This window comes from Bradyrhizobium sp. 159, from assembly GCF_023073795.1.
GTDB lineage: Bacteria > Pseudomonadota > Alphaproteobacteria > Rhizobiales > Xanthobacteraceae > Bradyrhizobium.
Map to the genome: position 1 here is coordinate 1 of NZ_JADPKE010000107.1, position 11,784 is coordinate 11,784.

Genomic DNA, 11,784 nt, shown 5'->3' on the forward strand with positions numbered 1-11,784 from the left:
GCTTCCAAGTCGAGCGCGGGGCCGATTGCGGTCTCTGCGACAGGGGTAGGAAGGGTGGTCACGGGGAACCCACGTCGTTGGAGGTTTCGGTCGCCAGCAGGTTCTGGATGAGCGTTCGGTGCGTGTGGTTGATTGAGAGGGTCCAGTCGATCTCGCACAGGAGGCGCTCGGCGCAGGTCCGCGCCTTCGTGCCGGGGTCGAGGCCGTGGAGGAGGTGAACTTGCCGTTCGCGCCGCCGCTCAGTCTCGGCGATCTCCCGATCTGCGTCCGCGAGCGCGTCATCGAGGAGCGATGAGGCCGGGACGGGCGCGACGGTCATCCCTGACCCCTCAGGTCCTGGAGCTGGAGTCGGGCCTCAAGGACAAGGCGTAGTTTCGCGTCGGCGAGATCGAGCAGATCCTGGGCGCTCGCCGGGAGGTCGGGGCGTTCCAGGGCCTCCTTCAGCACCCGCTGTTCCTGACGCAGGCCGTCCAGGGTGCGCATGTCCTCCGACATCAGCCGGTCCTGCTCGGCGGTGTCGGCCCCATCCCGGATTAGGGCGAGGAGCCCAGCAGTCCGCGCGGCCGAGCGCATCTCGATCGCGGCGATCTCCCGGCGCACGTCCCGGAGCATCTGCTCCAACAGCGCCACCATGACCGACTCCGTCTTGACCTCCGATAAGCGTCATTATCACAGCCCAGAAGACGCCACCCCGCGGCTGCCCACACCCTAGGCAGCTCCTTCACGAAACTGTGAATTGCCGCCAATTCGGGCTTTGGCGAGCCGCCAAATTCCATTAGGTTACTTTTAAGAATGTATTCACATGTGGCCAGTGAAGTCCATCGACTTCACTGGGGTGGCGAATGCCCCTCCACATGTGACGGGTCTCTCCCGTCTTTATGATGTCGTTCTTGCTCCTTGTAGCAGTATTTCTCAGCTTTTTCAAGATACTGTCTGCCGGTCCGGCCCACTTATCCAATGGTCTCCGCTCTGTACTTTCGGCAAAGAGCGATATTCATAGACGGCCTCGCAACTGGAAATGCCGGGGCCTCACATGTCCAACTCCAATCAGAACGAAGACCGCAAAGATCAGAATGCCTCCGCTGCGCCGGAAGCTTCAAACCCGCTGCGCCCTCATGATTGTCGATATCTCGTACAGGTCAGGAGAGCCGGTCACCTTTCATGGGAGTGCCGCAAGGAGAATGCCCTTCTTCTGAGTACCGCGACGTACGTTGCGGGCGTCCCCGTTCCGGAAGACGTGCGGATCGAACTCTGGGAATGCGAGATCGAGGATTTCGAGATCGATACCTGGGACCGCGTGCGGCTCCTCAAGCGTGACAACAAGGAAATCACGCCCGAGGACGAACGCGCGTTTGAGCGGATCCGGGTGCGCGTTGACCGGTGTCTGACCTGTCGGTGCAAGGTCCCACCGAACGTCGATGACGGGCCGAATTTCGACCGTACCATCGGCGATCTCATCATCGACGCGCGCGCCAAGAAAGACGCGGAGGCCAAGCCCGCTCCCGTCGTTCCTCAGCCGGCTCCGGCTCCGGTGCCGCCGAACCTCACCCCGAAGGCCGAACAGAAGCGCAAGCCCAAGTCCCGCAAGCCGGTTCGGAACGATGGGTGGGGCAGGGACTAGCGCGCCGGCCCGTGGATCGGCCGCTCAGCGGCCGATCCCACGTCCACGATCTCGCCGCATCACGGCGCGGACCCTCAGTAACTCCTGTTCGATACGATGGCGCTCAATCTCCTCTCGACGCAGGTCGCGCTCACGTGCCGAGGCCTGCTCACCATCTCCCAAAGCCAAGCGCCGCTCAGCTTGTTCGTGCCTCAACGCGCGCTGTCGTTCCTGTGCCTTGATGCGCTCATCGGGAGTCAGGCGCTCCCCTTCGCCGCGTGCCAAGCGACCCACCGACACCGCGAGGTTGGTATCCCGCAGCGAGGCCATGGCACCTTCGCTCAAGCTTTGACGCAGGCGGTCGCCGAGTTGCAACCGAAACTGCGCGGCCTTTCGGAGCAGCGTGCGCAGGGTCGCGGTCAGCGTTTGTCGGCGGGCACGCTCAATCCGGAGCGCGTCTACGGCCTCGCCTTGGTCGGTCTGAATGCCAGCGCGGGTTCGGAGGTGGTGTCCCCGCCCGAGCTTCGGCTCCGGCTTCCGATCAAGCACGAAAACCGCTGCGTCGGCTTCGTCCGCCTTCTCCGTGTCACCGCTGGCGCGCGCATCGGCAGCCTCAGCCTTGGCGTCCTCGCATTGTGCCGCGAGCGAGAGGTGGCTGACCCGCGTCGGCGCTCCGGCACGCTCGAGCGCTTCGTTCAGATGCGAAGCCCACGCTTCACGGAGATGCAACAGGGTGTCTCGAGCGTCGAGAGCTTTTTCCTTGCCTTCGAACCCATCGGGACCGACGCGACGAGTCGAGATCAGCACGTGAGCGTGCGGATTGCCGCCGTCCGGATCGTCTTTTCCCGTCCGTCCGTCGTGGTGCGCGATGTCCGCGACAAGACCGAGCGCGACAATCTCCCGCTCGACGAACGCGCGGACCAGCCGGACGCGATCCTCGACGCTCAGCTCGCGCGGCAACGAGAGTACGGCCTCTTTCGCGAGCCTACTGTCGACCCGGCGTTCGCTCGCCTCCACCATCTGCCAGAGCTTCTGGCGATCCGTGCGAGCCCATGCCGGTGCGCTTGGGGGAGCGAGGAGTTCGCGCGACGAGACGCCCTTGCGCCGCCTGTAGTCGAAGACTTGGCCGCGGCGGGCGCAGACCATCCGGGTGCCGGAGCGATAGGCGGCTGCGGCGACGGCCGAACGCCCGCCGGAGCGGCCGATCACCTTCAGCTCGAAGCGGTACAGCGCCATCCCGTCACCGCGCCCTGTGCGCACATACGTGGTCCAGCGGCCCGACGCTGGCTCGGTTTCAGGGTGAGGAACCCTGACGTCCGGCGCCTAAGCGCCGGACTGGGGGGAAGCCGTCCGGCGGGGCGCAGCCCCTGAGGACCGCGGGTGTCGGACGCAGTCCGAGACGTAACCGCGCCCTTCGGGACTCAACCCTAGCTTTGCCCGCCCCTCGAATGCAACTCTCAAAAAGCGAGCTTCGAACATGGACACGACCGAGACCAAGCCGAAGCGCATCAAGCGCACCCCGGAACAGAGGCTGACGGCGCTTGCCGCTGAGACCGCACGTGTGGAGGCAGAAATCCAAGCCAGGGATGAACGGGAGGCGAAGGTCGTCGGCGCTGTTGTGATCCGATGGGCCTACGACAGCCCTGCCAATGCCAAGCAGCTGGTCTCGATCATCGACAACGACGGTCTTCCGGATGTGGACCTCCGAAGGGTCACCGACCTTCTCGGCCGCCTGCACATCTTCTCCATGAGACAGGATCCTGTTCCGCCCACCGAGACGGAGCACTCGTAGGACCCTGCCGACAATGGACGGCGCGAACTCAACCGACCCCGTCATTGAGTTGCTCGACACGCTCAAGGCAGTCCGCCGCGACGTGGACCGACTCGGGCAGGACATGCAGGGGACGCTCAAGGCCGCACAGGCGGCCGAGATGGCGGCTGCAAAACCTCGTACCCTCACCCTCGACGTGTCGGCCCTCGGGCCGGCCTTCGGAACGCTGTCCGACCGCGTCGCGTCGTTGGACACGACGGTCTCCGCGCTCGGGGCCGACCGACTGCGCAGCGAGGTCGTGGCCGCGCTGCACGACGCGCGCGGTGAGATCGACGCAGCGACGCACGGGGTTCGACAGGCAACGGCTCGGCTGACACTTCGCCTCACCGCAGTTCTGAGCCTCGTCGTGCTGGGCGCCACCGGCGCACAGTTTGCCGGCGTCGCCGCGTCTACCTTCTGGGGTCAGGCGGAACGCGCCCGCCTCGCCGCCGAAGTCGAGCGCCTGCGCGTCGCATTGCCGACGCTCCAGGCGCGGGCCGAGGACTGGCAACGCCGCGCAGGCCGCGTGGTGCTGACGAACTGCCAGTCCGATGACAGGCGCACGCGCCTGTGCGTCCGCATCGACCTGAGCGCGCCGCGGTTCGGCCCGCGTGGCGAGTACGCCGTGCTCGACGGCTACTGAGTGCGCAGCGGGCCGTTCGGAATGACGATCGGGTGCATGAGCCTACCGCATGGATGGCACTCGCCGTGACGGACCCGGTCCGGAATCGGAAGGTGGCCTTGCCCTCGCCCGACCCTGCCTCCCGGCAGCTCTTTGCGACGTTTCCGCTGGCCGCTGACCGCTCCAAGATTGCGCTTTCTGAGATCCTCTGTCCGTGGGCTCGAGTTTTTTGAAGGCACCCCCCCCGGTTCGGCCGCCCTTCGCGATCCAAGCCCGCCAAGCGGCATCCACGATGGTGATGCGGTTGGGATCATTGCGCCGGCCGAGAAGGCGGCGCTCCTCGACGTGGAGAAGCCCGGAACGGGCAGCCGTCCGGATCGCGTTGCGTGCCGTCGAGGCCGACACCCCGGCTCGCGCCGCGATGGCCGACACGCACAGTTCACATGCGCCGCGCGCCCGCACCTCGTCGGCGATGATCCGTAACGCGGCGAGTTCGCCAGTCGTGTGCCGGGCCGCGAGCGCCGGGGGCATTGGACCAGAGGCAGCCAAGGTCCGCCGTCGCTCTAGTGACCGAGCGCGATCCGGCGAGCGCTGATGGCGTTTCGGGGGGAAGATGGACGGTCGGCCCGGCGGGGCGTCGCTCCGCGGCCGGGAGCTAGCAGGCCTTCGCGGCGGCACGGGCGCGGCCGGGATGACCGTCCGCCCCTCGATCAGCGCCGACAGCGCCTCGGCCTCGGCCTCACTCACCTGGCCCGCCCCGAAGGCGCGCCACAGCAGCGCCGCCACCTCGGGCAGCGCGCCCCGGGGCGCAACCTCGACGGCGCGCCTAAGTTCTTCAGCGAACATGTCCCAGCCCTTGCGGGCCACGGCACAGCAGCGAGCATCGCCTTAGCGGGCGACACCCTTCCACAGAACGAGCAAGACCGTTGACGGGATTGGCGTCCCGTCTTGACCCCTAAGGGTGCTCGTGAGACTGTCGGGAGGTGTTTGATCCCCCGCCGGTCTCTATGAGATCGGTCCACGGCCTCTCAGGTTGGCGCCTGAGGGGCCGTTGCTTTTTCTACGTTGCCGTCGTGGCGGTTATCTCCTCGAACCGGCACGAGTCCGGCATTCGCCCACCATCCCCGTACCGACACAGGCAGTCAACACGGCTACGGTAAGCCCTCCCTCGACGGGGGTCTCGAAAGGGCGGTCAGATACCCTTTCGAAAGAGTTATGGACACACCCTCTCGTCCGTCTCATTCCGAGTGACCGAGGGGCTGTCATGAGCGAGGTGTCGAAGGGGGTTTCGTCCCGCATCATGACGTATGCGGAGATCGAGGAAGCATTCTCTCTGAAACCGGCTTCAGCTCGGCAGCTCGTGCGCCGACAGGGCTGGCGTAGGCTCCCCGGTAACGACGGTAGGACCCGGATAGAGATCCCTATCGAAGAGTTTGAGCGGGCTCTCAAGAGAGGTGTCGAAACCCCTCTCGATGAAAGCGAAATCGATGCTGAGCCTCCTGTCGAAGGCCCTCTCGAAAGGACCTTCGTTGCCTTCCTAACCGCCCATATCGAACGGCTCGAGCGGGCTCTCACAGAGGCGCAGCAAGCTCTGTCGCAGGCGGTAGCTGACAGGAGCGCCGAGACTGAGAAATCCGATCACTTAGTCGGGGAGGTCGCCGCTCTCGCTCGGCAACTCGCCCAGGTCGTTGAGGAGGCCGGGGGTCGCGAGCGCGAGCTGCAAGCGCGATTAGCATTGGCCGATGCCGCAGCGGCTCAATCACGGGTAGAGTTGAGTGCTTTGGAGAAGAGAGCCGAAGCGGAGACCGCCCAGGCCCGCGCCGAGCTGGAAGCCTGGAAAGCACGCCCATGGTGGCGTCGGCTCGCCGGCTGAACCGCAGTTGTGCACCAGTCCGGATCTGGGAGGCTGTAAGTTCGTAGATCGTCGTGGGTACGGGTGTCCGTCATGAACGAGAGATCGCGTCGCCCACCACAGGAGCCAGGGCGGCCGGGATCCTACTGCAAGCGGCGTGCGGTCTCTGGTACCGGCAGATCGCGGCGGGCGGCCTCGGGGGCTTCCTGGCGGTCCGTGACCCAGATTATCGCAGCGCGCTCGGCCGCGGTCACAACCCGCCCTGGGCCTGCTGCACGGGCTTCCGAGATCAGGGCCTCCAGGGCCGATCTCAGCTCATCTGTGAAGGCGTCGTCGTTCACCCGGTTTGGACCTTTGGTATTTCGTCTACGCCAACTCGGGGTCATCGCAGAGGATGTTCGAAAACGTACGCTAAGCGCCCATACCTATGCAGATTGACAGCGCGGAGACGAACGTTCTCTCTCCGCCTCGTGTCCCGAGATCTCGCCTGCTTGCTTACCAGCATGAGCCGCTGCTGCACGCTAAGTTTTTAGGAAGCCAAGATCATAAATCATCGGTGCTAGCTTCGATGTCAGCGTCTCGTAGGTTGAGTCAAAGACAGCAAATTCGGTTTCGATTTTGTCTTTCTGTTCCTCGCGTCGACCAAGAGCGGATCGGATCTGATACCATCCAACATCGGGGCGATTGAGTTTGAGGCTTTGACGAACGCTATATACATCGGTGATGGAGAAATACGTTTGCCAAAGGATTTTACCTGCTCGTAAGACTGCGGAAGCCTCAACCGAAAACTTCTTTTTATGTAGGTATTGAACCATAAAATCTGATTCAAATCGGTCAGGTGCATTAACTTCAGCCTCGGTGAACGGAATAAAGTGATTGACCAGACTCCATTGGCGACCATTCCACTCCAATCCGTTCGCGCCAGCCGTCAGATTTTGTGTGCTGAACAACATCCAGACTAAGCAGTCCATCTTAAATTCTTCAGTAAGAGGCTCATCAGGCTGTAAGAACTGATCCCGATCATTGAGCCACGACGGCTTAACTAGACGCCGTACCGCAAACACAACTGCCGATTTCCAGAGATTTTCCTTGGTGACGAAAAAACCGCCTGCGCTACAGTACCCTGATGATAGCAAGGCGGTAAGATTTGCGTGTTGAACATCACCACCGGGCGCAATCATTCCGCCGATCGCTCCGTCTGCCCATTTAGTGCCACGCACATCTTTAATACTAGTCGTTGGCACGAGCGCGCCTTTCAAGGGCAGGGCGTCATCCTTATTAGACCTTGCCCGCTTAATCCAATTGCTCAGAAATCGCTCACTTGGTAGATTATAGAATTGCTTTTCGCCAATTGCTTCGCCTTTTTTATTAAGAACCTCCGCAACTATGTTTGTAATTGGTGTCTTCTTTTTTGCGGAATTATCGGTTTCCCAAATAAGGAAGCCAATAGGGAAATTCCCATTTAGACCATCGAATGCTTTGCTAGGCACCAAGAAACCGCCGAGATAAGATGCATTCCAAAACGACCTGAATGGCTCAAAATTTGGAGCATTTACATATTTCAAGGTACTGAACATAGCCAAGGTAGCGTTTGGTATCTCTTTGGCGATCCGCACTAGAAATTGCACGAATAGTTCGCGCGAAGCGTATCCAAAATCACTGATCGTTTTAGCAATCTGCGTCTTTGAAACGCTTTTTTTGCTCTCTGAATTTTTCCCACGAGAACTTGTGATGTTATCTATGTTTGCAGCTTCTGCATATGGCGGATTGATAAGTATCAGGATCTTTCGACCTTCGGCGATTGCCTGCCGCAGAGCGGGCGGCACTTTGTTGGTGAGGCTATAGTCAATTCTGCCATCAGCCGTAATGTCATCATTGAGATAATCATATTGAAACCGAGTGGCGGAAACGCAGGTTCTAGTAGCTTTCATAACATCGACGTCAGCTTGATCTAATGTACTCATAAAAACGTTTCGCGGGTTGGAATGCTTGGTTTCCAAGTTCCCAACGCCGCAGCACATGTCCCAAACTATGTAGTTCTTCTGCCAGTTCTTCCCAAGAACGTCGGCTAACTTATCGTAGGCTTTATCAACCACGTGGAGTGGAGTATAGAAAGCGCCCTTGAAGCTACGCTCGTCTAGCGGGATTAGGGAGTCGCGACGCTCTAATAAGTAATTGCGATACTCCTCATCTGGTGGGCGGTGATAAATTGACCAGAACTGACGGTAACCCTCACGATTACCTAGTTTATAAAGTTTACCGTCGAGGGAAAATACGGGCGCTTCTCCTTGATGGAGAAGTTCGGCCGGCAAGTTTTCATGAGTCGCCTTGGTTCCGTCATGCATGATGTCGGCGAAAAAGAGAAGGGCATATTTATCTACCGGAGCACCGCCGATTTCCCGACCGATCATCTCGACCCATTTATCGAAAACTTGCTTCAAATTATCTGGCGTGATCGAAATGCGGATAATATCGCCCTTTGTCAGAGCGGCTTTTACAGTACTGATGAATTCATCTTCGTGCGTCGCTATCCTGAACGAGACCATCCTTGTTCCAATGAACGCGGATACTTGGTCGAGCGCCTCCTTCGGGAATTTAGTAGCCGACTTGCCCCATTTTATCGTCTTCTTTTTCAAAAATGGAATAACATCAGCGGTCTTCATCAGAGCCGCCTTCTCAGTATCCATTACTGCCAGGAACGGTGGTAACTCGTCCCCTTTATTCAACCCATCCTGCACATAATGCAGAAGCTGGGTGAACATCTTATAACTTGAGTCCTTGCCGTGATGTTTAGCCTCGAACCACATTTCCTTCGTACGAATATCAATTAGCCCTTTGGTATATTTCTTCAAGCCTAACGCCTGAATGTAAACATCTTTGACGTCTTCCTCGCTGCGGACATCTTGTAGTTTTTTGTACAGAGACATTATGTTCCCGCTGGACCATGCCCGATGCACGGTAGACATCGCCGTTCGCATATGCCGTGGCAAGCGCTGTGGCAGCGTCGTGAATATCCTCACCCATGGGGTTCTCGTAGTCGAGGGCGGCGGAGACAACGCCTACTGGACACGCGTCCTCGTCACGTAGAAGGGGACCCAAAACTCAGTTCGAAACCACGAGGCGTAGGCCCTGGCGCGGGAGATACGCGCGCTCAACGTCGGCTTCGTTCGCAGCCAGAAGGCGCGCCAAGTCAGACAAGCTGTATCCAAGCTCGTTGCAGTGATACTTGATGATATCTCTAAGGCGCCAAGGTTCTTCTACCTGTATTTCGTATGGCTCACCCTCGTTGAAAGATTTATTATACTGAACATTCATGTTTTTGTACTGAGAATCAGTAATTAATTTTAGGTCGTAAGTTCTTTTAATCAAGCTTTTTATAGAGACCTTCCAGTACGCTTTCACTCTACCGAGAGCAGTAATCTTAGGAGATATCAAATATGATTTGATATCCGAGGCAGGCATGAGGAAAGCCGCAGCGAAGCGGTGCGCCTCCTCTTCCATCTTCTGATCGTCGTCAGGCACGGTGTGCATAACGATGTGTCCAAGCTCGTGCGCGAGCGAGAAACGGAAGCGGTCCCCGGCAACATCCTTGTTCATGAAGAAGAGCGGTGGCATGCCCTCCGAACGGAAGCTGATGCCGTCCAGAAGCTTGGTGTGGAAGCTCGTCATGATGACGATGCCGCCCGCCTGCTCAATCGTATCAACCACGCAGGCGACCGGCCCACGCGGCAGCATCCAGTACGCGCGCAGCCGCTCGGCGACCTTCTCTGGCGTGAGGCCGCTCTCGTCCAGGTCGATCTGAGGGATCGGCTTGGCGACTTCCAGGTCGTAGGAGCGCAAGAGCCTCGCCACGTGCTGACGCCGGATGTTGATGACCGCACCGATCCGCGCGAGTGGCTTCGCGCCGAGCTTCGTGCGCTTGCGGTAGTGAAAGGCGGGGAACCCGATCGCGCGCTCGCGCTGATGGAAGAAGGCTGTAGGGAAGCGGAGTGCCTTCGCGAGGTTGCCCAGCACCTCGTCGGAGGGTTGGCCGATCAGGCCGTGTTCGAGCTTCGAGATGAGCGCCTGCGTGACAGACGCCTCTCTCGCCAGATCAGCCTGGGTCATCTCGCGCGCCTCACGCGCGAGTCTCAGCATGTCAGCGTTGAAGACCGCGTCGGTCACTTAGCGTCCTCGTCTCGCACGCGCCGCCTCAAAGTCGGTCCGACCAGTGTCAGGGATCCGCTCCGGCGTGATGTCCACCCACGCAGCCTGGGCTTCCGTAGCGGTGACCTGCGCCGTCCAGATCACGTCCTTGCCGATCTGCCTGACAATCATCACCCGCTCGATCGCGGCCCCGGCGGCATCCATTTGGTAGCCCGCATACAGACGCACGGCCGCCTCGGGCAGATCGAGGAGGGGCATCTCGTCGTCATAATCCTGCTGTTGCAGGGTCTGGTAGTTAGCGTGTTGGCCTAACCCGTTCACCTTCTTGACCCGGATCAGCGCCTGATCCCGGTAGTTGAGCAGGTGAAGCCCCCGGCGATCCAGGAAGTTCACCCCAGGCGTGCCGTCGAAGCGGTCCATCAGCGCTCGTTCGGCGTGGTCGTAGATGCAGCACGCGGCAGCGCGATCACTGTGCTGCGCACGAACCGCATCCGAGTACCCGTCACCGTTGTAGGTGGCGACCGCCTCGTACAAGGCGTCGTGGATGCCGAGCAGCAGGGGCTCGATGATCGCCATCTGGCGCGACTGGTCTTCTTCCACGTCCATAAGGCCCTCTCCATCCGGCAGCACGTCGCGCCCTTGGAAGGATATGGCGGAAAATATAACCGTTTCAATAACCGAGCCGCAACTCCTTGTCGGGCCTTACGCTTTGGACTCCTGGGCGTCCCAGACGAGAGCCCTGGAAGCGCTACAATCCGATCTCGACAGCGAGATTGTCGGCGAACAGGGCCCCCTCACGGACGTACCGGCGCAGGGTGCTGAGCGAGGCGTGACGGGTCTGGTGAGCGATCCGGATCTCGCCAACCCCGGCATGGGCGGCCGAGGTCGCGAACCCCGCCCGCATGGAGTGGCCCGCATAGGCCGCCGCGTCGAGCCCGGCGGCGCCAGCGCGGCGCTGGACGATCAGCGCGACGGCGTTGCCGGACAGCCGCCCGCCGAGGCGGCCGTGACGGTCGACGGCGCGGAACGCCGCCCCCTCGGCGATCCCGGTCGCGGCAAGCCACGCCGTGTAGGCGGCGGCCGGACACGTCGCCTGTCCCGTGCGCCCGACCGCGAGCACCGCGCCGCGACCCTCGGCGTCGGTCTTGCTGCGCCGGATCGTGACCCGCAGGCCCTCGGGCAGGACGGCGATGTCGGCCACGTCGAGGGCGGCCAGCTCGGAGCGCCGCAACGCGGCGGCGGTGCCGACCAGGAGCAGGGCGCGGTCGCGCCGGTCGGCGAGGCCGTCGCCGAGCCCGGCGAGCACCTGCTTCAGGCGCGGCACGGTCAGGGCCTCGGCGCGGCGCTGGGCGGAGCCGCGCTCGCGCCGGAGGCCCGCCAGCACGTCGGCCACGGCCGGGTGGCGCACGTCGAGGCCGAGCCCGGCCCGGCGGTGCCGGGCGGCGAGGCTGCTCACCCGCCGGGCGAGGGTCGCGAGCGACAGCCGGTCGGCGCAGTCGGCGAGGTAGAGCCCGACCACGGCCGGGGCGGCGGGCAGCGGTTCGAGGCCGCGGGCGGCGCACCACCCCGCGAATTCCCGCCAGTCGGCCTCGTAGGCGCGGAGCGTGTTAGCGGCGCGCGCCTGCCGAGCGAGTCCGGCGGCGCGGGCGGCGACCGCTTCCAAGTCGAGCGCGGGGCCGATTGCGGTCTCTGCGACAGGGGTAGGAAGGGTGGTCACGGGGAACCCACGTCGTTGGAGGTTTCGGTCGCCAGCA

The 11,784-nt window shown here is 61.7% G+C and carries 11 protein-coding genes; 4 read left to right on the forward strand and 7 right to left on the reverse strand.

The window, feature by feature from the left end:
• Positions 1-58: 58 nt before the first annotated feature.
• Positions 59-319, reverse strand: a complete 261-nt coding sequence (locus IVA96_RS33030; protein WP_247299890.1) for a hypothetical protein — start codon at positions 317-319, stop codon at positions 59-61.
• Entirely contained in the window at positions 316-633 is a 318-nt protein-coding gene (locus tag IVA96_RS33035; protein ID WP_247299892.1) for a hypothetical protein, read from the reverse strand. Before IVA96_RS33035 ends, IVA96_RS33030 begins: the two co-directional genes overlap by 4 nt.
• 400 nt (positions 634-1,033) lie before the next feature.
• Here IVA96_RS33035 and IVA96_RS33040 point away from each other — a divergent pair, with 400 nt between their 5' ends.
• Positions 1,034-1,621, forward strand: coding sequence for a hypothetical protein (locus IVA96_RS33040; RefSeq protein WP_247299893.1), 588 nt, complete (start codon positions 1,034-1,036; stop codon positions 1,619-1,621).
• A gap of 24 nt (positions 1,622-1,645) precedes the next feature.
• Here the strand turns inward: IVA96_RS33040 and mobQ are convergent, their stop codons facing one another.
• Positions 1,646-2,836 carry a MobQ family relaxase gene (mobQ, locus tag IVA96_RS33045; protein ID WP_247299895.1) on the reverse strand — a complete coding sequence of 397 codons (1,191 nt, stop codon included), beginning with the start codon at positions 2,834-2,836 and terminating at the stop codon, positions 1,646-1,648.
• 241 nt (positions 2,837-3,077) lie between these two features.
• Between mobQ and IVA96_RS33050 the strand changes: the two genes are divergently transcribed.
• The 3 genes from IVA96_RS33050 to IVA96_RS33060 all read left to right on the forward strand — a co-directional run bounded on the left by IVA96_RS33050 (position 3,078) and on the right by IVA96_RS33060 (position 5,905).
• Positions 3,078-3,392, forward strand: coding sequence for a hypothetical protein (locus IVA96_RS33050; protein ID WP_247299899.1), 315 nt, complete (start codon positions 3,078-3,080; stop codon positions 3,390-3,392).
• Between the two features lie 13 nt (positions 3,393-3,405).
• Positions 3,406-4,053 (forward strand): hypothetical protein, encoded by a 648-nt coding sequence (locus tag IVA96_RS33055; protein WP_247299902.1) that lies wholly within the window; start codon positions 3,406-3,408, stop codon positions 4,051-4,053.
• A 1,243-nt stretch (positions 4,054-5,296) separates the two neighbouring features.
• Positions 5,297-5,905 carry a hypothetical protein gene (locus tag IVA96_RS33060; protein WP_247299906.1) on the forward strand — a complete coding sequence of 203 codons (609 nt, stop codon included), beginning with the start codon at positions 5,297-5,299 and terminating at the stop codon, positions 5,903-5,905.
• 500 nt (positions 5,906-6,405) lie between these two features.
• On the opposite strand, the gene IVA96_RS33065 is transcribed toward IVA96_RS33060, so the two are convergent.
• From IVA96_RS33065 to IVA96_RS33080, 4 genes are all read right to left on the reverse strand, one after another.
• Positions 6,406-8,811: a hypothetical protein gene (locus IVA96_RS33065; RefSeq protein ID WP_247299909.1), complete on the reverse strand. Its 2,406-nt coding sequence runs from the start codon at positions 8,809-8,811 to the stop codon at positions 6,406-6,408.
• A 175-nt stretch (positions 8,812-8,986) separates the two neighbouring features.
• Positions 8,987-10,048 (reverse strand): XRE family transcriptional regulator, encoded by a 1,062-nt coding sequence (locus tag IVA96_RS33070; RefSeq protein WP_247299911.1) that lies wholly within the window; start codon positions 10,046-10,048, stop codon positions 8,987-8,989.
• A complete protein-coding gene (locus IVA96_RS33075) occupies positions 10,049-10,636 on the reverse strand; it encodes a hypothetical protein (protein WP_247299914.1) in 588 nt (195 codons plus the stop codon).
• A 142-nt stretch (positions 10,637-10,778) separates the two neighbouring features.
• Positions 10,779-11,784, reverse strand: a 1,006-nt coding sequence (locus IVA96_RS33080) for a tyrosine-type recombinase/integrase (protein ID WP_247397431.1), incomplete at its 5' end; no start/stop codon positions are given.

Excerpts from the sequence above, each read along its gene's own strand:
- IVA96_RS33050 (WP_247299899.1), top strand. The coding sequence starts at position 3,078 with ATGGACACGACCGAGACCAAGCCGAAGCGCATCAAGCGCACCCCGGAA.
- IVA96_RS33075 (WP_247299914.1), bottom strand. The coding sequence starts at position 10,636 with ATGGACGTGGAAGAAGACCAGTCGCGCCAGATGGCGATCATCGAGCCC.
- IVA96_RS33040 (WP_247299893.1), top strand. The coding sequence starts at position 1,034 with ATGTCCAACTCCAATCAGAACGAAGACCGCAAAGATCAGAATGCCTCC.
- IVA96_RS33035 (WP_247299892.1), bottom strand. The coding sequence starts at position 633 with ATGGTGGCGCTGTTGGAGCAGATGCTCCGGGACGTGCGCCGGGAGATC.
- IVA96_RS33030 (WP_247299890.1), bottom strand. The coding sequence starts at position 319 with ATGACCGTCGCGCCCGTCCCGGCCTCATCGCTCCTCGATGACGCGCTC.
- IVA96_RS33055 (WP_247299902.1), top strand. The coding sequence starts at position 3,406 with ATGGACGGCGCGAACTCAACCGACCCCGTCATTGAGTTGCTCGACACG.
- IVA96_RS33065 (WP_247299909.1), bottom strand. The coding sequence starts at position 8,811 with ATGTCTCTGTACAAAAAACTACAAGATGTCCGCAGCGAGGAAGACGTC.
- IVA96_RS33060 (WP_247299906.1), top strand. The coding sequence starts at position 5,297 with ATGAGCGAGGTGTCGAAGGGGGTTTCGTCCCGCATCATGACGTATGCG.
- mobQ (WP_247299895.1), bottom strand. The coding sequence starts at position 2,836 with ATGGCGCTGTACCGCTTCGAGCTGAAGGTGATCGGCCGCTCCGGCGGG.